Raw genomic sequence first — 21852 nt, forward strand, 5'->3', positions numbered from 1 at the left:
AGATATGTTAGATAAATCTATCCGTGATAAATATGAAGTGGTTATTGGGTTGGAAATACATACGCAGCTTTTGACGCAATCAAAGGCTTATTCCAATGATGCCAACGAATACGGTGCTGCTCCCAACACAAACGTCAGTGTTATCTCGTTGGGACACCCCGGAACGCTACCTCGTCCAAATAAAAAGGTTATAGAATATGCTGTTCGTCTGGGGTTGGCTGTAGATGCCAATATCGCCCCGACTATGCACTATGCCAGAAAAAATTACTTTTACCCTGACCTTCCCAAAGGTTATCAGATTACACAGGATACAACTCCAATCTGTACGGGAGGGCATATTTTCATAAAAGACGAAAACGGGGAGGAAAAAGCTGTGAATCTCACACGTATTCACATGGAGGAAGATGCCGGAAAGAGTATTCATGATGTTGATCCTTTTGACACACTGGTAGACCTTAACCGTGCAGGAGTTCCTCTTCTCGAGATCGTATCCGAACCGGATATCCGAAGCTCTCAGGAAGCTTACAATTACGTCACAGAAGTTCGTAAACTTGTTCGCTATCTTGACATCTGTGACGGGAATATGGAAGAGGGATCACTGCGTTGTGATGCCAATGTATCGGTACGTCTAAAAGGGAGTACGACTTTTGGCACCAAAGTAGAGGTCAAAAACATGAACTCTATGCGAAATGTTCAACGCGCCATTGAATTTGAAGTAGAACGTCAGATTCAGGCAGTTGAAAACGGGGAACCACTTTTCCAGGAAACACGTTCTTTTGACGCACTTAAAGGAATAACTATAGCGATGCGTTCGAAAGAAGCAGCGAATGATTACCGTTATTTCCCTGAACCGGATTTATTACCCTTGCAGGTTACCGAATCCTACATCAAATCTGTGAAAAGCAAGCTACCTGCTCTTCCACGTGACCTTTTCATGAAATATACACAGGAATTAAGCCTTTCGGAATACGATGCGTTGGTTCTTACAGATAATAAAGGGATTGCTTTGTATTTTGAGCAGTTGATTGAAAATACGCAAAACTATAAATCGGCAGCAAACTGGGTAATGGTAGAAGTTAAATCCTACCTGAACCAAATGGGAATTGAAATAGAAAATTTCCCTGTTTCAGCCATACGTATTTCAGAAATTATCAAGCTGATAGAAGAAGGGAAGATTTCTCATTCGGTTGCTTCTCAACGAATCTTTCCCGAATTGATCAATACTCCGAATAAAACGGCTCTTCAGGTTGCTGAAGAAATGAATCTCCTTCAGGAAAGTGATGAATCCAGTATTAAAGGATTTATTGTAGAAGTAATGGAAAATAATCCAGGTGAAGTTGAACGCTATAAAAACGGAGAAAAGCAACTTGTCGGATTCTTTATGGGACAATTAATGAAAGTATCCAAAGGGAAAGCAGATCCGAAAGCTGCCAACAAACTAATGCGTGAATTGTTAGAAAAATAATACAGTTATGAATAAACAACTTTTTGTCTCCCTATCAGTTTCAGTCTTACTTTTATTTTCCTGCTCAGGAGAAAAGAAAGAGGATGCCGTCGTTCAATCCGATAATGAGCGTCAGATCGTAGCCGGAAAAATTCCTGGAGCTGAGGGGAAAACAATAAAGTTAATGGCTTTTGACGGACAAAGATGGAATCCGTTATCTGCTTATGAAATTGACAGAGAAGGTACATTTCATCTAACAGCTCCAAAAGAACTCCTCTATTGTCAGCTGGTAGTTGATAACACTAACGGGACTCCGGTTCCGCTTGGAGGGAATGACTCCGTGTATATAGAAACCGGGTACCCGAATATGAGTACCAATTACTCTGTTTCTAATATCCCTTATGCTTCTGTCATGAATGAGTATATGGAATTACTCAGTACATTCCTGAAAGAACAAGAGCCTCTTATTCAAAAAATTCAGCAACAAGATCCCTCCGATACTTCCAGTATCAACGGATTAATGCGCCAACTAATGAAGGAAAAACGTTCATTAGAAATATTCGCTATCGAATATATTGATGAAAACCCAGCTTCTCCTCTTAATCAGGTATTAACCGCACAACTCTTTCCGAATAACGGATTTCAGTTCTGGGAGAAAAGTAACATGGAAGTCCTGAAAAAAGTACACTCATCCTACAAAAAAGAGTATCCGGATGCCAGCTTTACAACTTCACTTCAACAGCAGATTACTTCCTGGGAAGGTTCTCTCGTACAATATGAAAAATATCAGGAAAGACTTGCTTTCTATGGTGACCTTAACAAACCGGTAGAAATTGGTGACACAGCACCTGACATCCTTCTTGACACGCCAAACGGTGAAGAACTCAGACTTTCTTCACTTCGGGGAAATTACGTACTGATTGACTTCTGGGCATCCTGGTGCGGGCCCTGTAGACGAGAAAATCCTAATGTGGTACGTTTATACCATCAGTATAAAGATAAAGGCTTTACTGTTTACAGTGTTTCACTGGATGACAATGCCTCTAACTGGAAAGAAGCAATCCAGAAAGACGGACTAGTATGGCCCAACCATGTTTCAGATCTGATGCGTTGGAATTCATTAGTCGTTCAATTGTACAAATTCAACGGAATTCCTCACACAGTATTGCTGGATAAAAATGGTGTCATACTGGCGAAAAATCTGAGAGGAGCAGAATTGGAACAAAAATTGATCGAGTTACTTGGTAAATAACCGATAGGATTATTTTTTGTAAATTGAAAACCAAAAACGAAATGATGAAATTAACCCATTTGTTCACGACTTTATCACTATTCATCTATTCAGGCATTTATATTGCCCAACAGGAATTACCTGTCGTAATTTCGGGGCAGATTTTCAATACAGACGTAAAAGAGATCAGTTTATCAGTTTTCCAGGGGAACAATTCCTATAAAGACTTTACCTCTACTCCCCTTGATGAAAAAGGGAATTTTTCTATCAACTACACGCTGCCTAATAAAGATTTTTATGTGCTCCGTGTAGGGGAACAAACCATTAATCTGGCAATTAATTCACCGGATACTATTCAGGTATATGGAGATGGAAAAAACCTTTTATACTATACCAACATCATCGGCAATGAAGCCAGTACACAAATGATGTTATTTTTCAGAGAAGTCAATAGCTTTAATACGCTACGGGATTCTGTTCAACGAGTGGCTAATACGGACCCTGAAAAAGTAAGAGAATTGGATGCTTTCTTCCGTCCAAAATTACAGTCTTTTCAAAATTACCGGACTAGTTTCATCCGTCAAAACACAAACTCTCCGGCACTTATTGCTCCCCTTCAGTCTGTTGACCCTATGAATGAATTTGACCTGTACAAATCGTTAACAGAGGGAGTCATTGTTGCAATGGAAGGAAGTCCTACTGCCGCGTCGTTAAAAACCATGCTGGAACAGCAGCAGCAACGTTATAATGCTTCGCAGTTTTTAGGTCCGGGACAGGAAGTTCCCGATATCGTTACGAAAGATATTAATGGGGAAGACAGTAAGCTTTCTGACCTGAGAGGAAAGATAGTACTGATTGACTTTTGGGCTTCCTGGTGTGGTCCCTGCAGACGGGAAAACCCTAATGTAGTGAAGCTGTACGAAAAATATAAAGACGCAGGATTCACCATCTATAGCGTTTCATTGGATAAATCCAGAGAACCCTGGGTTCGTGCAATAGAGTCTGATAAACTGACATGGCCTCATCATGTTTCCGATCTGAAAGGATGGGGAAGTGATCTGGCTAAACTCTATAAGGTTTCCAGTATTCCCTTTACTGTCCTGATTGATAAAGACGGGAAAGTAATCCAGAAAAACCTGCGAGGACAACAACTCGAAATGACACTTGCTTCGATTTTCGGCTTTTAATGACTACTGTGAAAAAAAAGTTGTATTTCGCTTCTGATGTTCACCTTGGCGTTCCCTCTTATGAGAAAAGTCTTGAGCGTGAAAAGCTACTCGTTAATTGGCTTGATCAGATTGCTGAAGACGCAGAAGCAGTTTATCTTGTAGGTGATCTGTTTGACTTTTGGTTTGAATACAAACATGCTATTCCAAGAGGGTTTGCCCGGATACAGGGAAAAATAGCCGAACTTACCGACAAAGGTATTCCTGTACATCTCTTCACAGGAAATCATGATATGTGGATTTTTGATTATCTGCCAAAGGAGTTAGGAGTGCAACTACATCGCGAACCAGTACAAATCGAATTTGAAGGAAAAAAATTATTTATCGGTCATGGTGATGGCTTAGGTCCCGGAGATCACGGATATAAATTCCTGAAAAAAATATTCGCTTCAAAACTCTGCCAATGGTTATTTGCAAGAATCCATCCTAACCTTGGGATAGGAATTGCAAATTACTGGTCTGCGAAAAGCCGAAAATCAACAGGAAATCAGGATGCTGTTTTTTTAGGAGAGGACAAAGAATGGCTAGCCATATATTGCAAGGAAATTCTACAACAGGAACATTTTGATTATTTTGTCTTTGGTCACAGACATCTCCCTTTAATTATTGATCTGGAACAAGCTTCTACCTATATCAACCTGGGAGATTGGATCAGCTATTTTACATACGGAGAGTTTGACGGAACTAATTTCCACCTAAAGCAATACCCGTCAAACACAAGCTACATCCCGGTTAACCGAAAAAATTAAGTTCAGTTATGTGACTTTTGTCACCTTATTTTTTCGTCGGAAAACCTACTTTTGTCTGGGACAAATTGCATATTCTGATATTATACATACCATAATGAAATTTAACTTCTCAGTATATTCAAAGGGTTTAGGATTTATCGTAGTACTTGCAATTGCAGCTTATTTTCTTGCGCCACTTATTCCCGGAATGAATTCCGTATTACTCGGCTTGCTCTTTGGTTTAATTGCCGGAAACCTTATCAAACTCCCCCTAAGCACTCAACCCGGAATTAATTATAGTAGTTCGCGTGTCCTGGAAATAGCAATTGTCCTACTCGCTTTCGATATTAATTTATCTGAAATCGGTAAAATGGGATGGACAACACTGACTATTATTATTGCAACAATAGTCCTCGTCTTACTTCTGACAAGGCTAACCAGTAAATTAGTAAAATGCCCGGGAGAAAGCGGGCTTTTAGTTGGCTTCGGAACAGCTATTTGTGGCTCATCAGCAATCGCTGCTGTCGCACCCGGTATTACAAAAAATAAAGAGGACATAGGTGTATCAATGGCTGTTGTCAACCTTATCGGAGGTATCGGAATGGTTATTCTACCTCTGATTCTCCCCTACTTCGATCTTTCAAATCTGGAGGATGGAATAGTCATAGGAGGATCACTTCACAGTGTCGGAAATGTGACTGGAGCCGGGTATGCAATGGGAGAAGAAACAGGTGCAATTTCTCTGACTGTAAAAATGATTCGTGTCGCATTACTTGCTCCCGCTGTCATTTTCTTTACTTTACTAATCAATAGAAAACAGATAAAGAATTTTCGGGATTACTTCAAACTCCCTTTTTATTTATGGGCGTTTATCGCTGTTACGCTCTTCAGCTCCTATATTCCACTATCTGCAGAAATAAAAGAAGTAATCGGCTTTTTGGCGACTCTTACATTAACCATGGCAATGACTGCCATTGGAATGAAAATCAGTTTTGCAAATTTATACAAAAGTGGGCGTAAAGCTATAGGATTCGGTTTCATCATTTTTGCAATTCAACTACTAGTAATCTCTGTTTTACTACTGATAATCAATTAACTTTTCACACTTTCAAAAAACGAGCCTTTTTTGTACATTTGATTAACTGAATCAAGTACAGGTGGACAGGTTTATTTCGTTACTTATCGTGTTTCTATTTGTATTCCCTCTCGAGGGACGGACGCAAAACGAAATTACTTTCGGTTCATTTCCAGAAGCAATCAACTTTTCTGTCAACGATTACAAAGCCGCTCCACAAATTTGGCATGGCACACAGGACAAAAACGGACAGTTGTACTTTGCCAACAATAAAGGTGTCATTACTTTTGACGGTAACAGGTGGTCCAGAATACAAACCCCGGGACAAACACCTGTTACGCGCTTATTCAGATCTGCCGACGGCACCATTTATGTGGGAGCTGACAATGAAATCGGAATACTACACAAAGACCTGACAGGAAAAATTGAAATCTTACCACTGGCAGAAGAATTGCTTCGACAACATACCCTCGGAACGATATGGAACATACTGGAACGGCAATCCGGTGATATACTCTTCTTTGGCGAGCGAGGAGTACTTGTTAAGAAAAATGACAATTCCTTTGAGGTAGTTCTAGAAATCAAAAAAGATAAAATCACAACTTCTCAACCTTTTGGAAAAGGAATACTTATTCTCCTTAAAAATCCAGAGGCAATAAAAGACAATGTAAAACTATTATACCTCCCCGATCATTCGTATCAGTTTACAGCAATCCCTTCTCCGGAAGCAACAAAACTAAAAAACATCAGAGGAACTGTTCAGTATAACGATACCTTGGTTCTGTTTGACGAAAGAGGAAAACATATTACTGCTCTGCAGACAGGGAAATCTGAATTTCACTGGATTCCCAATCAGGTTGTCTATGATGCCCTGCACGCATTAAAAATCAATAAAGTAGAAAGCAAAGGAAGTCTGATCTATATTGCAACAGACAACGAAGGCGTTGTTGTCTATGACAGAGCAGGGAATATTGTTCGGCAATTTGGTCCGGAGGAAGGGATGCAAAACATATCGGTTTTCGAACTGTTCTTTGACAATCATAATAACCTGTGGTGTTTGTTAGACAATGGTATTTCACTTATCGAAACCTCATCACCGGTCACTTCTTTTTACAAAAAGCAGGGAATTACAGCTGCTACAGAAGCTATTACTCGTTTTATGGATACCTACCTTCTGGCAACGCGAACAGATTTGTTTATGTATGAAAACCGTGGAGGATTATCCCTTTTCACCAACTCCCACCTGATTCGGGAACCCACTTTTGGTATCCGGGTGTTTGATACAGATTTCGGGAAAACGTGTCTTATTGTGGGGTATAATGGTATCTACGAGTTAACAAAGGATTTAAAAAAACAAACGGTACAGGAAGGCACCTATACATGGACAATTGTTCAGTCGAAAGAAAACAAAAATGTGTTTTACTGTGGACTGGATACTCCGGGAGGAATAGGACGATTAGAAAAACTAGATCATACGTGGACTTATACTCCTCTTCTGACAGGAGTGAACGGGGAAGTCAGAAGTATTGTCGAAAACAACGGGAATCTGTATTTCTCTGTAAAAAATAAGGGAGTTGGTATTTATAATTTTAGAGACAGTAGTGTCCGATTTATAACAGAGCAACCTAAACAAACCGGAAATGACGTGTATTATATCTGTCATTTTGAAGACCAGCTATTTGCAGGAACAAACAATGGACTTTTCAGAATAGAAAAAGATCAGTTTGTACCTTTTTCCAACATCGAAAACAAATCACTTATTCAAGAGAATCTTTATGTTCACAGATTATACAATGCTAACAATCAACGACTGTGGATGGTTCTTTTTTACAACGAAGACATGGAATCAGAGTATAGAGAAATCGGCTATCTCGAAAAAGACGCAAAAAACAGATGGTTCTGGCATCATCCTCCGGTTACTGAAATAGAAGAAGATGTTGTTCACGCTATCTTTTCCGATCAGTCAGGTAAAACCTGGTTCGGAGGAGAACGAGGTGTATATGTTCTTAACGAAAATGCAATAGATAATACTACTGCAGAATTTCCCGTTTTTATCAGACGTGTTCATTCTTTGGATACTCTTCATAAACAATCAATCGAATTAGAATCTCCAACTCCTCTTTCCTATCACCAAAACTCATTGAAAATTGAATTTACTTCCTATCTGTTTACCGGAACAGATAAACTTCAGTACAGAACCAAACTGGAAGGACTGGAAGAAAGTTGGTCGGACTGGAATTCGTACGGTTTTGTTGTATATAATAAACTCCGTGAAGGTCGCTATCAATTTTTCGTTCAGGCGCGTGACCAGTATGGACGAGAAAGCAAAGTAACGACCTATACTTTTTCTATTCTTCCTCCCTGGTACAGAACATGGTGGGCTTATCTGCTTTATCTGATAGGAATAGCTTCCATTATTTACCTGTTGATTCGTGTTTCTTTGTTACGTGTAAAACAACAAAATCAACGTCTTGAAGACACCGTTTCAGAACGAACTCAGGAAATTGAAAAACAAAAGAACAGAATCGAGACGATCAACCGGGATCTTGTGGACAGTATTCGTTATGCAAAACGACTTCAGAATACAATACTTCCTGATAAAGAAGAACTGGACAACTTACATACCGAGCATTTTGTTCTTTACCAACCGAAAGATATTGTTTCCGGTGACTTCTACTGGGCTGAACAATTGGACGACCTGTTTTTGTTTGCAGCAGCGGACTGTACCGGACACGGTGTTCCGGGAGCATTCGTGAGTATTGTGGGACATAATGGAATCATCCGTGCAATCAACGAATTCTCATTGCGAAAACCCAATGAAATACTGGATAAGCTCAGGGAAATTGTAATTGAATCATTTAAAGGACAACATCAGTCGGAAGTAAAAGACGGTATGGATATTGCGTTATGTTCATGGAATAGTTCTACAAAAGAATTATTGTTTGCCGGAGCAAATAACTCGTGTGTCATTATACGAAACGGAGAGATCATAGAACTGAAAGCGGATAAACAACCGGTAGGACAGTACGAATACTCCTCCCCCTTTGGATTACAGAGTATAACTCTTCAGGACAGGGATGTTATTTATCTGTATACGGATGGTTTCATTGATCAGTTTGGAGGACCTGATGCCCAAAATGGAGGAAAAAAATTCAAATCAAAGCCCTTTAAAGAACTGTTGACACAAATACATCATCTTCCCATGGATCAACAGGTAATTATTCTGAAAGAAAAGTTTGAATCCTGGAAAGGGAATATGGAACAAATTGATGATGTTTGCATATTTGCCGTACGCGTATGAGAAAGAAAATATATTATCTGTCACTTGCATTAATACTACTCCTGCCAATTCTGGCAATAGGAATGGCATTACGTTTAGATCCATCCCAATTAAATTTCCCGGGAGATATCCGATGGTTGCTTATAATTGCAGCTATATTTATTGTAGTGTTAAACCAATTAATTGATTACCATAAAGACAATAAAAACAGGATTCGCTTTCTATTTACATTTTTTAGTCTTCTTCCCGTAATTCCCGTTAGTCTTTTCCCCATTCGGTTCATTATATTGGAAGCTTCCGATTATTTGATCTTCTCATTTATGATAAGCCTTGGAACTCTGCTTATCAATCATTCCGGAGTTTTAGCAAAATCACCATCACATCTGTTTGGAAAACTGACCTTTATTTTCACCTTGGTTGCAATTGTATTATCGGTCTTATTTGCTTTTTATCCAAACAATTCACTCTTTAACAGTATTCTTCTGTTGATAGGATTGAGTTTTCTCAGTTCACTCCGGATGATTATTGACAAAAAATCTCCTGATTTCAAATAAAAGATTAATCCAGATAGGAACCAACACTATGTACTCTTCTGCTCCAGTACGTTGATGACTGCACATCCGTTATTATAATCCCCTGACTCGTACTGGCATGTACCATTTTGATTGACTTATCCTGATTTTCAACAACAATACCTACATGATTGACACCCGATCCGCTACTAAAGAAGATTAAATCTCCGGGTTGAGCACCTCCCATATCCTTTTTGCGTGAAGAACGCTGTTGATCTCGTGCTATTCGCGGAAGCTGTCGGTTATACTTCTCAAAAACATAGGACGTAAACCCACTGCAATCAAACCCTTTCGGATCCATTCCTCCCGGTTTGTATGGCACACCCACATAACTTTGAGCAAAGGCAACTAATTTAGCGCGCTCTGTTCCATGATGATCGTCTCCTTTATCACTCATTTCAGGTGAAGGCTCTACTGTCTCTACTATTGACTCCAACTCATCCAGGCCTTCAATACCTGAAAATGAAGTTGTAAGTGCAGTATTTATTTTTGCAAAAAGTTCCTCATTTCCTGTTTGCTTACAAAGCAGGGCAAATGATTGTAAGTCTTGTTTCAATGCCTGTAATTCATAATAATGTGCGCGGAAAATTTTTCCTCCGGTATCTTCTTTTTTTACTTCCTGAAACAAAGCAATTGCCTCGTCAAAAGCAGTTCCGTTTCGTTTTCTCCAGTTGTCATCCCGGTAGAGTTGAAACAATGCCAAACTCTTATAATAAGTCGGAATCATTGAAAAATCGTACTCCGGATTATCCAACAATCTGTTAGACCTTCTCAGTACTTTTTTGTAGTGTCCCTGATCATACAACATTTCCACCTGATCGAATTCCTTTATCTGTGCGGCTGCCAGAAAAGGGAACAGTATAAAAAGAAAAACAAAATTGCGCATGCTACCCATTTTCATTACGAACAAAAATCGTAATTATAACGTTCGCCTCTCCTGCTCTATCGGACATCTAATACACAATCCGTTGTTAACTTACAGAATAAAGAGACACCATTTCTTTTCTCTTTTTCTTTCAAAAATGGCTCGGATTTTGATAATGATTCGTTAATAAATAACCCCGTTCCTGATATTTTTGTAATTTTAGGCTACGGCATAAAACAAATGAACACGATGATACAATTCCGCTTATATATATCTGCTTTCTTTGTCTGTTTACTAACCGGAGTCACGATTCAGGCTCAGGAACAAACAGCAATACGACCGGAAAACAGGGTTTCAGAAGCCCTGAGTTTTATTGATTACCTGTATGTAGATGACGTAAATGCCGAAGAGCTTGCTAATGAAGCCATCGTTGCAATGTTGGAAAAATTAGACCCGCATTCAGTATATATTCCAAAGGAAGATGTAGACGATGCCAACCAACAGATTAACGGAAGTTTTGTAGGTATCGGAGTCCGTTTTCAAATCATTAAGGACACTTTAATGATCGTCAATCCGATCCCCGGCGGGCCTTCTGAAAAATTAGGAATTCGTGCAGGTGATCAAATCATTGCCGTAGATGGTGAAAATGTTGCCGGAATAGGAATAAAGAATGCTGATGTACGTGATCAGTTAATGGGTGAATTAGGTAGTAAAGTAAACGTTACCATCAAGCGTAAAAATGAAACTGAACCTTTGGAATACACAATCAAAAGGGATAAAATTCCTTTACATTCCGTTGCCAGCCATTATATGATTGACAATCGAATCGGGTACCTCAAACTGACCAGCTTTTCAAGAACAACGGTAGACGAAGTACGTGAAGCCATCAAAGAATTGAAATCCAAAGGAATGCAAGACCTTATTTTTGACCTGCAAGGTAACGGAGGAGGTCTTTTGTATGCGTCCAAAGTTGTAGCAGATGAATTTCTTAGCGATGACCAATTGATTGTATATTCGGAAGGAAGAAGACAACCTCGCCAGGAATACCTGGCCGATCAAAAGGGAATCTTTGAAAAAGGTCGTTTGGTTATACTCATTGACGAAGGATCTGCTTCTGCCAGTGAAATTTTATCCGGAGCAGTTCAGGACTGGGACAGAGGATTAATTGTCGGTCGCCGTTCCTTTGGAAAAGGTCTGGTACAACGTCCTATTGATCTTTCTGACGGAGCACAGATTCGTCTGACTATCGCTCGTTATTACACACCTTCCGGGCGCTTCATTCAAAAACCATACGAAGATTCCGAAGCTTATGAAAAAGATGCTGTCAACCGTTACCTGAGAGGGGAGTATATGCACAAAGACAGCATACGTCTTCCGGACTCTCTTTTACACCGTACCAAGATCAGTGGACGTGAAGTGTACGGAGGTGGTGGTATCATGCCCGATATATTCGTACCATTGGACACAATCGGTGTAACAGATGTTTTACGCACCCTTGCCCGAAAAGGACACATGAATGGTTTCTCTATTGATTACGTAAATGATAATCGTGAACAATTAAAGAAGCGATTCCCGACTTTCGAATCTTATAAAGCTTCTTTGGATACGTTTTATCCTGAAGTTGAAAAAGCATTCCGGGCCTATCTAACAAAAGAAGATCCTGAGTTAACATTAGATAATGAAGAGTACGAAGAAAGTGAATTTCTTATCAAAACGCGTGTTCTTGCATTTATAGCTCAAAACCTATGGGATTACGATCGTTTTTACGAAATTTACAACGCAACCAACGAAATTTTACTTAGAGCCGTTGAAGTTTTAGGAAATAAAGAATACGAAAAATCTAAATTAGCGAAAAATTAAGTTGTATGAAAAAAGTATGGATTCCCTTAATAGCAGTTGCATTATTTACTGCATGTTCTGAAGAAAAAGGAAATGAAGGAACCGTAAAATCGGAAGAAGTAAGAAGTAAAATGGCTGCAGACGGATGGTCTGAAGAGGATTACAAAGAACCGGAGCAAAATCCGAACGAAAAGCAATATACAACACTGGCTTTTGATACCTATGAGCATCATTTCGGAAAAGTATTTGCCGGCACGGATAACAAACACGTTTTTAAAGTAACCAATACAGGTACGGCTCCTTTGATTATAACAGATGCCTCTGCCACTTGCGGTTGTACTGTACCTAAAAAACCGGAAGCTCCGATTGCTCCGGGAGAAGTGGGAGAAATTGAAGTTATCTTCAGTCCGAAACCCAATCAGTTAGGAAATCAGTCCAAAACAGTTACTGTAAAAGCAAATACAGATCCTGTTATCACAACGCTACGTATCTCTGCGGAAGTGATGGAACCTCTAATGAAATAAAAAAACACTGAGTATTCTAAAAACGGGAAACACGATCAAAAGCGTTTCCCGTTTTTTGAACAAATCAACCTGATCGAATGTTTTACATAAAATAGATTAATTATGAAAAAATTACTATTTACAGGAGTTTTAGCCATCCTTGGCACACTTCTCTCTTTTACACTAAAAGGACAACAACCTAAGAGTATTTATGACCTTTGTGCCAACGCCATAGAAGGAGAAAAAATCTGTCTGGATCAGTTCAAAGGGAAAAAGATCATGATCGTTAATACCGCTTCAAAATGCGGATATACACCCCAGTATGAAGACATGGAAAAACTATACACTCAATTCAAAGATGACAACTTTGTCATACTGGGATTTCCTGCAAACAATTTCATGAAGCAAGAACCGGGAAGTAATGAAGAAATCGCGGAGTTTTGTAAAAAAAATTATGGTGTCACCTTCCCAATGATGGAAAAAATCAGCGTTAAAGGAGATGACATACACCCCATTTATCAATTCCTCACAGAATCTGCCAAAAATGGTGTAATGGACACCAAGGTAAAATGGAATTTTCAGAAGTATCTGATTAATGAAAAAGGAGAGCTGGAAAAAGTGTTTTATTCCGGAACCAAACCACTTGATGAGGAGATCGTAAACTGGATTACTAAAAAATAATCCTATTGTTACCCCAGTACTATATATCCCGGAAAATCCCGGGATTTTTTGTTTTTGTCCCTTTCCTTTCCCGAATTCTCCAAATGTTTGTTATTTTAGACAAAGAAATAATACAGACAAATGACAATACATCCTCTCAACACCGGTATGTTTAAATTAGATGGCGGAGCTATGTTTGGTGTTGTTCCGAAATCAATTTGGCAACGTACCAATCCGGCCGATGAGAATAATATGTGTAACTGGGCCATGCGCAGTATGCTTATTGAACAAGACAATAAATTAATTCTTATTGATACGGGGATCGGTGATAAACAAAGTGAAAAATTCTTTTCCCATTATTACCTGCATGGTAATGACTCGCTTCACGGCAATTTAAAAAAACTCGGTTTTTCAACTGACGACATAACGGATGTATTCCTTACACACCTTCATTTTGATCATTGTGGGGGAGCTATCGAACGTATAGGAGAAGATCAATATCGACCGGTATTTAAGAACGCTACATTTTGGAGCAATGAAAAACATTGGAAATGGGCTACCGAACCCAATCCCCGCGAAAAAGCTTCTTTCTTAAAGGAAAACATACTTCCGATTGAAGAAAGTGGACAATTGAAATTTATCGACCGAACTGGAGATTATACACAAAATATTTTTACTGGGTTTGATGCGCTTTTTGTTGACGGACATACCGAAAGTCAAATGATTCCTCACATTCAATACAAGGGAAAAACAATTGTGTTTATGGCCGATCTCCTCCCAAGTACAGGACACATACCTCTTCCGTATGTTATGGGCTATGATACCCGTCCTTTACTTACGCTTAGTGAAAAGGAAAAATTCCTGAAAAAAGCGTGTGATGAAGAATACATTCTGTTTTTAGAACACGACGGAGTAAACGAGTGTTGTACATTAAAAAATACTGAAAAAGGAATTCGCCTAGACCACACCTTCCGTTTTGATGAAATTTAAGTTATACTACTATGGATAAGTACATTCAGGAACTACTGGCAAAGAACAAATCTGTCATTTTACCCGATTTTGGAGCGTTAACTATCACCGACGAAGAAACCGGAGAGATCATGTTTAACGAATATGTTCGGTTCAACGACGGAAAACTGGAAGCTTTTATAGCAGAACAGGAAGGAATCGAGAAACAGGATGCTGCCAACACAATTGCTAAATACGTCAGAGATCTAGAATTACTTCTCAACAAGGGAGAAACGTATGACATTTTTCAGTTCGGACGGTTTATAAAACAGGAAGACGGTTCGTATGATTTTGAAAACTGGAATGCATTTAGTGAAGATGGCTCTTCAACCTATCGTGCTCCGCAAAAAGAGGAACCGATACCTCAGGATTCAAAAACAGATGAAACACCTGTAAAGAAAGAATTGTTACGGGAAGAAGAAAGCGAAAAACCTACTGAAGTATATGAAAAACCAGTAGAACGAACACTCCCGAAAGAAGAAAAAAAACAGCCGCAAAACAAATTTACTCCTAAAGACACTGCACCTTCGGATAAAAGCAAAACGGAAAAAACGAAAAAACCGGCTGAGAAAAAAATCGACAAAAAAGAGAAAAAGAAACGAAAAGTATGGGTACTCCCACTTATTCTGTTTCTTGTTATTCTGGGTGGAGCAGGAATATTTATAGGCATATTTCCGGATAAAGCAAAGGCTCTTGTGGGTTGGGAAGACACAAAAAATACGTCGATTACCTCAGACGCTTCTGATAAGCAGAATCAGGAAAACCTTACTTCTGATGAAGATATTGATTCTGAAGAGCTGAATTTGGAAGAAAACAATTCATCAGAAACCGAACTCAATGAGGACGAAATTACAGATCAAATTACAGAGGGTCTTGCTGAATCTACTTCTGATAATCAGCAGGTAGAACAACAGGAAGAATTGACTCCTGATCCTCAAACTCCTCCGGCTTCAAACGGAAACTACCATATCATTGTAGGAAGTTTCACCAACCCTTCCAATGCTCAGAACTTTGCTACCAGTCTTCAGTCAAAAGGATACAGTGCAAGTGTTATCGGTCCTATTAACACCTATCACATGGTTTCGTTTGGCTCCTATCCTTCTCAAAAGGAAGCCATGAATAATCTGGACAAAGCTACCAGTGAAACAGGTGGAGGCTGGATACTCAAACGTTAGTAATTAAAAGAACGACTCAAACCCCGGGAGACAATTGTTTTCCGGGGTTTTATACTTTCACATAATCCTGTTTCTTTACAATTGTATACCAGTCATCATCCAGTTTAATGTACCCCTGATCGTAACAGAAATAATATTTGTTCCCTCCCTTCGTAGTATACGTATTGGTAAAAAAATGAAAATTGAACCCTTCTTCTGCCAGTTGAAGGGTACGTACTTTAGCCTTTCCTTCAGGATTAAATGCATGCAATATCCGACGGTTTTTCCGAAGGATATTATTCACCCTTCTTACATACGCATTACTGGACTCATTCAGCCTGTTATGATAAGCGTTGCGACAATAATCACAACAGAATTTTTTATCCTTTCTTCCTGTAACGGGGGAACTGCATTCCAGACATTCTCTTTTTTCCATAGTATATCAGGTTTTAGCTGTCAGCAAGTTAACAAAAATTAACAAGAGAACTGCCGTAAGCCAATTGATTATTAGCAATTTTGTAGAAACTAAAAAACTCATATAAAATTGGAAAATTCTGTGCAATCCAGTGAGGATTTACGTGCGCTTACAGACAAAATTCAAAAAGAGAGTGCACTTATCGGGCTTCTGAGTCAGGAAATGACAAAGGTCATTGTTGGTCAATCTTATATGGTAAACCGTCTGATTGTAGCGTTACTAGCTAACGGACACATTCTATTGGAAGGTGTACCGGGATTGGCAAAAACGTTGGCCATTAAAACCATGAGTGATGCAATCGACGGGCATTTTAGTCGCGTCCAGTTTACACCGGACTTACTTCCTGCCGATGTTATCGGAACGATGATGTTTAATCAGAAAACACAGGAGTTTACAGTAAAAAAAGGACCCGTTTTTGCGAATTTCGTACTTGCAGATGAGATCAACCGTGCACCGGCTAAAGTTCAGTCAGCCTTATTGGAAGCCATGCAGGAACGCCAGATAACTATTGGAGATCAGACCTTCAAACTTCCTGAACCCTTTCTTGTATTAGCCACCCAAAACCCGGTTGAACAGGAAGGTACGTACCCGTTACCGGAAGCTCAGGTGGACCGTTTTATGTTAAAAGTTTACCTTGATTACCCTAAAAAGGACGAGGAAAAACTAATCATCCGATCTAATGTAAGAAAGGAAGGTCTTACTAAAATATCCAAAGTAATTACTCCTGCAGATATTATTCGTGCAAGAGAAGTAGTACGTGAAGTATATCTTGATGAAAAAATTGAGCAATATATCGTTGATATTGTATACGCAACTCGTACACCGGGAGAATATAATCTTTCGCAATTAGAGCCACTAATTAGTTTCGGATGCTCTCCACGTGCCAGTATAAATCTTGCACTGGCTGCGAAAGCATACGCATTTACACAAGGTCGGGCCTATGTAATCCCTGAGGACATTCGGGCTATTGCTCCCGATGTTATGCGACACCGGATTGGACTTACATATGAAGCTGAGGCTGAAAATGTGAATCAAAATGACATCGTACAGACTATTCTAAATCGCGTGGAGGTACCGTAATGGAAACCAAAGAGCTGTTAAAAAAGATTCATCGGATTGAGATCAAGACGAAAGGTCTGACCAATCAGGTTTTTTCCGGAGAATACCATTCGGCATTTAAAGGAAGAGGAATGGCTTTTTCTGAAGTTCGCGACTATAAGGTGGGTGATGATGTCCGCAATATAGACTGGAACGTAACAGCTCGTTTTAACGATCCCTATGTAAAAGTATTCGAAGAAGAACGTGAACTAACCGTCATGTTACTTATTGACCTTTCCGGGTCTGTTGACTTCGGTTCGGGAGATAAAACCAAACGCGACCTTATATTGGAAATTGCCGCTGTATTAGCATTTTCTGCTATTTCTAACAATGATAAAGTCGGTGCTATTTTCTTTACCGATAAAGTAGAGAAATTTGTTCCTCCGGTAAAAGGACGAAAACACGTTCTGAAAATTCTTCGCGAAATTATTGAGTTCCAACCGGAATCGAAAGGAACCGATCTGAGTCATGTTCTATCCTATTTCAGAAACGTGATCAAACGACGTAGCATCGCTTTCGTAATTTCCGACTTCACCGACAAGCAGGATTTTGTTAGCTCGCTTCGCATTGCACGTAAAAAACATGATATTGTAGCAATCAACATATTTGATCATTTCGAACAACAGATTCCGAACATGGGATTGGTTCGTATAAAAGACGCTGAAACCGGAAAAAAACACTGGTTAAATACCTCCCGAAAATCACAACGGACACGTTTAGCCCATATTTTTGAAGAACGTCAGCAAAACATAGAAAACGGACTCAGAAAGTCAGGGATTGATTTCACCCGTATATCTACACAAGAATCACATGTTAAACCTTTGATGCAATTGTTTAAAAAGCGTGTCAGCCGATGAGACATTTTTTAGCCATATTGATGCTTGTTTCAGGCATGTCTGCCAGTGCCCAGCTTCTGGATTCCAGAATTGAGAAAAACACCTTCTATATCGGTGAACTCAATACACTTGTGTTAGATGCATCTTCAATAGAAGATCAGATAACATGGCCGGAGAGCCTTCATCTTCAGGGAATCAGAGCAAATCTTAAAAACAACAAAAAAGATACAATCCTTATTGAAATCATTAAGGCAGTTCAGGATTCTATTAAACGTAACAATCTACTCATTTCTTTTACGATCTGGGACAGTGGTATGATTACTCTGCTTCCGGTAAAGCTTTATGACACTGCTTCTTTTTCTTTTGCTCCGCAGCTCGTTCAGGTACTTTTTCCTGATACGGACCCGCAGGGAGACATACTGGATATTGAAGAAGGAAGATACGTACTTCCCGAAGAACTACTCAGCTCAAAAACATGGTTGATTATTGGTAGTATTATTCTTGCTGTATTAATTAGTATCGGAATCTGGTGGTACCTGCGCAAACGTAAAACTGTGGAAACAGTTGAAGAAGTGATTGCACTTCCCCTCAGAGAGGAAGCAGAACGTCGTTTACAGGAACTCATGGCGAAAAAATACTGGGCGTCCGGTCAGCAAAAGTTACACTTCATCGAATTGTCTGATATTATGCGCTGGTATGTACAACGTCGTTATCATATTGACGCAATGGAGAAAACTACGATGGAATTAAATGCTGCCATGCGGATGAATCTGATAAACACTTCACATATTGAAATACTAACAGCATTATTAAAACAGGCCGACTTTGTAAAGTTTGCGAAACTGACGTTACCGGAAGAAGAAGTGATTATTCTTAATAATCAGGCAATCCGTTTCATTGAGATAACAGAAGAAAAACAGGAAACAACAGAAGAATGACAGATTGGTTCGACATACGATTCTGGACCTACGACTTCATTAATCCCGAAGTTCTGTGGTTGCTTTTGCTTGCTCCTTTGCTCATTGCCTTTCGATTTTGGCGAAATAATAAAAGAAGCTCCCTAACTTTTTCTGCTCCTTCCCGTGAACTGGAAACCATTTCCGATTCTACACAACAGGTTCTTCCTTTTCTTTCTACATTATTGTTTGCACTTGCAATAACAGGAATTATCTTTGGGATCGCTCAACCCTACCGCCTTAGCGAAGAGGAAGAATTTCAAAAAAAATACTCCGAAGGAATTGATATCGTTTTGGCAGTAGACATTTCTGTCAGTATGCTTGCCCGTGATTTCAAACCCAATCGACTTGAAGCTGCAAAAAATGTAGCTGCAGAGTTTATTGCAAACCGCCCCAATGATAGAATAGGATTGGTGGTATATGAAGGAGAAGCCTTTACACAGTGTCCTTCTACAACCGACCATCGGATTCTTCTGGAAAGCCTCAAAAATGTTGAAGCAGGAGTCTTAAACACCAATCGTACAGCCATCGGAATGGGACTTGGTCTTGCTGTAGCCCGGCTGCGCAGTGATGAATTAAAAAGTAAAGTCGTTATCCTTATGTCAGACGGTGTTTCTAATGCCGGAGATATTGATCCCGTTACCGCTGCCGAACTCGCAAAAGCAAAAGGAGTAAGAGTATACACCATTGGTGTTGGATCCAAAGGAACAGCTCCCATGCCTGTCAATACACCTTTTGGTATTCGCTACCAGCAAATGCAGGTTGACATTGATGAAGAAGCCTTAACCCGTGTTGCGCAAATGACAGGAGGAGAGTATTTCAGAGCAACAGATGAAACCAGTCTGAGAGAAATCTACCAGACGATTGACACCATGGAAAAGACAAAAGTCAACGTACTGGAATATCGGGTTGATCCACCTGTAAAAGCAATTCCATTTTATGTATTCGCTCTTGTGTTACTAACAGGTGGTTTTATTGTTTCACAAACAATCGAAAAACGAGTCGTTTAATTCATGAAAGAACAAATAACATATAAATCATCATGGATTACAATTGGAGTAATTATCTGGGAAGTTTTGTTCTGGGGAGTCTTCTTATTACTTGGGTTTACCCTCGGTTGGAATGTTCTCACGGATGAAATACCACCCAGCGGTGAACAATTAAGATTTGAACATCCCCGTTTACTTCTTTTACTGGTCGTTCTTCCTTTATTTATTATATTATTCTTGTTCAATATCCGTTGGCGAAATAAGGTTTTGTTCCAGTTTTCAAACCGATTACGAGGAATTATTTTCTCTCCCCTATCCTCTTCTAATACATTTCTCCGTTTCTTCTTTTTCAGAAACGCTTTTGCTTTCCTGATTATTGCACTCGCCAACCCCCAGTTTGGCAGCAAAGATGTTGGAGGGAAAGCAGAGAGTATGGAAATCATTGTAGCACTGGACATCTCAAAATCCATGCTTGTTCCTGATATGGATCAACGTATAAATCGATTATCAGCAGCAAAAACCGGACTGATTCAATTAATCAATCAGTTACATGGTGATAAGATCGGACTGATCGTATTTGCAGGTAAAGCCTATCCTCAATTACCGTTAACCAATGACTACGGAGCCGCTAAACTTTTTATCAATGAGATATCCACGGATATGATCTCTAATCAGGGGACTAATATTCCTGATGCATTACAGTTAGCTCTGGAATCCTTTTCCGGTGACGAAACTTCAAAAGCAATTGTTGTTATTACAGATGGAGAAAATCACGAAGGGAATACAGACGAAGTAATGTCTCTGATTCGTGAGAAAAACATTATTGTTCATGCCATCGGGTTAGGTTCATCAAAGGGCGGACCGGTTCCGGAACCCAGAGGAGGTTTCAAAAAAGACGAAAACGGGGAAATTGTTGTTTCCCGTGTTAACCCAGAACTTGTTAAAAACATTGCTGAAACCGGTGGTGGAACATTTTTAATGGAATCATCCCGTTATCCGAACTTCAAACCACTTATTGAAGCAACACAGAGAATGGAAAAAGGAACAGTAGACAGTGCTTCGTTTAAAATAAGCCAGCAACACGGAACAACATTTGCACTACTTTCTCTGCTATTTCTTATTCTATCCATGATCTGGACAGACAGCAGATTGGGATTGTTTACTAATTTGATAAAATCATGATGAGTAAACTTTGGATACATATTATTTTTCTTTTCGCTCTATCGAACGGTATTTCTGTAGTTGCTCAGGAATGGCGTGCAAGTTTTAAACAAGGGCAGGAAGCTTTTGGAAACGGGAATTATCAGGAAGCACTAAAACATTTTCGGGATGCGCAAAGCCTCGCTCCTGAGGGAGTTAATATCACTGACCTGATTAATCAGTCGGCCTACCGCTCCGGAAGTTTTAAAGACGCCGTAAAAGGATATGAAGAGGCTACTGAAAACGCAACCAGTAAAACAGATAAAAGCACTGCTAATTATAACCTTGGGAATGCCTATTTCAAGGATAAACAAACCGATAAAGCTATAGAAGCCTATAAAGAAGCACTCCGGCAAGATCCGAATAATGAAAAAGCCAGGTATAATCTGGCTTATGCATTGCGACAACAGCAACAGGAAAACGAAAATAAAGATCAAAACAACGACCAGAATCAAGATAATCAGAATGATGAAAATCAGGATTCAGGGGATCAAAATGAAAATCAGGATCAACAGGACAATCAAAACAATAACGAGAATAAAGACGACTCCTCTTCTGAAAAGAAAAACGGGCAAAACGGACAGCTTTCACAAGATCAGACAGAACAATTACTGGATGCACTGATGAAAGCAGAAGAGAAATCCAAAGAGAAGATGGACAAAGAAAAAGACAAAGGAGTTCCCGTTTCAGAACATAAAAAGAAAGACTGGTAG

General features: G+C 39.4%; 20 protein-coding genes. 18 read left to right on the plus strand and 2 right to left on the minus strand.

The annotated features are described in order from the left end of the window. The first annotated feature begins 4 nt into the window (after nucleotides 1-4). The 7 genes from gatB to ABDZ97_RS06405 all read left to right on the plus strand — a co-directional run bounded on the left by gatB (nucleotide 5) and on the right by ABDZ97_RS06405 (nucleotide 9538). Nucleotides 5-1465 (plus strand): Asp-tRNA(Asn)/Glu-tRNA(Gln) amidotransferase subunit GatB, encoded by a 1461-nt coding sequence (gatB, locus tag ABDZ97_RS06375; protein WP_343785755.1) that lies wholly within the window; start codon nucleotides 5-7, stop codon nucleotides 1463-1465. A 7-nt stretch (nucleotides 1466-1472) separates the two neighbouring features. Further along, complete coding sequence (locus ABDZ97_RS06380) at nucleotides 1473-2696, plus strand: TlpA family protein disulfide reductase (RefSeq protein WP_343785756.1); 1224 nt, start codon at nucleotides 1473-1475, stop codon at nucleotides 2694-2696. Nucleotides 2697-2737: 41 nt separating this feature from the next. Next, nucleotides 2738-3862: a TlpA family protein disulfide reductase gene (locus ABDZ97_RS06385; protein WP_343785757.1), complete on the plus strand. Its 1125-nt coding sequence runs from the start codon at nucleotides 2738-2740 to the stop codon at nucleotides 3860-3862. Then, complete coding sequence (locus ABDZ97_RS06390; protein WP_343785758.1) at nucleotides 3862-4650, plus strand: UDP-2,3-diacylglucosamine diphosphatase; 789 nt, start codon at nucleotides 3862-3864, stop codon at nucleotides 4648-4650. Before ABDZ97_RS06385 ends, ABDZ97_RS06390 begins: the two co-directional genes overlap by 1 nt. Nucleotides 4651-4744: 94 nt before the next feature. Then, on the plus strand, nucleotides 4745-5725 hold the full coding sequence (locus tag ABDZ97_RS06395) for a YeiH family protein (protein WP_343785759.1): 981 nt from the start codon (nucleotides 4745-4747) through the stop codon (nucleotides 5723-5725). Between the two features lie 61 nt (nucleotides 5726-5786). Beyond that, nucleotides 5787-9005, plus strand: coding sequence for a SpoIIE family protein phosphatase (locus ABDZ97_RS06400; protein WP_343785760.1), 3219 nt, complete (start codon nucleotides 5787-5789; stop codon nucleotides 9003-9005). Then, the gene (locus ABDZ97_RS06405; protein WP_343785761.1) at nucleotides 9002-9538 is read left to right on the plus strand and encodes a hypothetical protein; all 537 of its coding nucleotides are present in this window, start codon (nucleotides 9002-9004) and stop codon (nucleotides 9536-9538) included. Before ABDZ97_RS06400 ends, ABDZ97_RS06405 begins: the two co-directional genes overlap by 4 nt. A 4-nt stretch (nucleotides 9539-9542) precedes the next feature. On the opposite strand, the gene ABDZ97_RS06410 is transcribed toward ABDZ97_RS06405, so the two are convergent. Then, the gene (locus ABDZ97_RS06410) at nucleotides 9543-10442 is read right to left on the minus strand and encodes a C40 family peptidase (protein WP_343785762.1); all 900 of its coding nucleotides are present in this window, start codon (nucleotides 10440-10442) and stop codon (nucleotides 9543-9545) included. A gap of 228 nt (nucleotides 10443-10670) precedes the next feature. Between ABDZ97_RS06410 and ABDZ97_RS06415 the strand changes: the two genes are divergently transcribed. The 5 genes from ABDZ97_RS06415 to ABDZ97_RS06435 all read left to right on the plus strand — a co-directional run bounded on the left by ABDZ97_RS06415 (nucleotide 10671) and on the right by ABDZ97_RS06435 (nucleotide 15606). Further along, nucleotides 10671-12281 (plus strand): S41 family peptidase, encoded by a 1611-nt coding sequence (locus ABDZ97_RS06415; RefSeq protein ID WP_343785763.1) that lies wholly within the window; start codon nucleotides 10671-10673, stop codon nucleotides 12279-12281. A 5-nt stretch (nucleotides 12282-12286) separates the two neighbouring features. Then, a complete protein-coding gene (locus ABDZ97_RS06420; protein WP_343785764.1) occupies nucleotides 12287-12784 on the plus strand; it encodes a DUF1573 domain-containing protein in 498 nt (165 codons plus the stop codon). A gap of 102 nt (nucleotides 12785-12886) precedes the next feature. Next, entirely contained in the window at nucleotides 12887-13444 is a 558-nt protein-coding gene (locus ABDZ97_RS06425) for a glutathione peroxidase (RefSeq protein ID WP_343785765.1), read from the plus strand. 120 nt (nucleotides 13445-13564) lie between these two features. Continuing rightward, a complete protein-coding gene (locus ABDZ97_RS06430) occupies nucleotides 13565-14413 on the plus strand; it encodes an MBL fold metallo-hydrolase (RefSeq protein ID WP_343785766.1) in 849 nt (282 codons plus the stop codon). Nucleotides 14414-14424: 11 nt separating this feature from the next. Beyond that, complete coding sequence (locus ABDZ97_RS06435; protein ID WP_343785767.1) at nucleotides 14425-15606, plus strand: SPOR domain-containing protein; 1182 nt, start codon at nucleotides 14425-14427, stop codon at nucleotides 15604-15606. A 49-nt stretch (nucleotides 15607-15655) separates the two neighbouring features. Here the strand turns inward: ABDZ97_RS06435 and ABDZ97_RS06440 are convergent, their stop codons facing one another. Then, a complete protein-coding gene (locus ABDZ97_RS06440) occupies nucleotides 15656-16021 on the minus strand; it encodes a hypothetical protein (protein ID WP_343785768.1) in 366 nt (121 codons plus the stop codon). A gap of 108 nt (nucleotides 16022-16129) precedes the next feature. Between ABDZ97_RS06440 and ABDZ97_RS06445 the strand changes: the two genes are divergently transcribed. The 6 genes from ABDZ97_RS06445 to ABDZ97_RS06470 are packed head-to-tail and all read left to right on the plus strand — an operon-like array spanning nucleotide 16130 to nucleotide 21852. Further along, the gene (locus ABDZ97_RS06445) at nucleotides 16130-17140 is read left to right on the plus strand and encodes an AAA family ATPase (protein ID WP_343785769.1); all 1011 of its coding nucleotides are present in this window, start codon (nucleotides 16130-16132) and stop codon (nucleotides 17138-17140) included. Further along, a complete protein-coding gene (locus tag ABDZ97_RS06450) occupies nucleotides 17140-18015 on the plus strand; it encodes a DUF58 domain-containing protein (RefSeq protein WP_343785770.1) in 876 nt (291 codons plus the stop codon). The genes ABDZ97_RS06445 and ABDZ97_RS06450 overlap by 1 nt, the downstream gene beginning before the upstream one ends. Then, nucleotides 18012-18932 carry a hypothetical protein gene (locus tag ABDZ97_RS06455; RefSeq protein ID WP_343785771.1) on the plus strand — a complete coding sequence of 307 codons (921 nt, stop codon included), beginning with the start codon at nucleotides 18012-18014 and terminating at the stop codon, nucleotides 18930-18932. Before ABDZ97_RS06450 ends, ABDZ97_RS06455 begins: the two co-directional genes overlap by 4 nt. After that, nucleotides 18929-19960, plus strand: coding sequence for a vWA domain-containing protein (locus ABDZ97_RS06460; protein WP_343785772.1), 1032 nt, complete (start codon nucleotides 18929-18931; stop codon nucleotides 19958-19960). The genes ABDZ97_RS06455 and ABDZ97_RS06460 overlap by 4 nt, the downstream gene beginning before the upstream one ends. Nucleotides 19961-19963: 3 nt before the next feature. Beyond that, nucleotides 19964-21121, plus strand: a complete 1158-nt coding sequence (locus ABDZ97_RS06465) for a VWA domain-containing protein (protein ID WP_343785773.1) — start codon at nucleotides 19964-19966, stop codon at nucleotides 21119-21121. Beyond that, a complete protein-coding gene (locus ABDZ97_RS06470) occupies nucleotides 21118-21852 on the plus strand; it encodes a tetratricopeptide repeat protein (protein ID WP_343785774.1) in 735 nt (244 codons plus the stop codon). Before ABDZ97_RS06465 ends, ABDZ97_RS06470 begins: the two co-directional genes overlap by 4 nt.

Source organism: Wandonia haliotis, from assembly GCF_039523435.1.
Lineage (GTDB): Bacteria > Bacteroidota > Bacteroidia > Flavobacteriales_D > Crocinitomicaceae > Wandonia > Wandonia haliotis.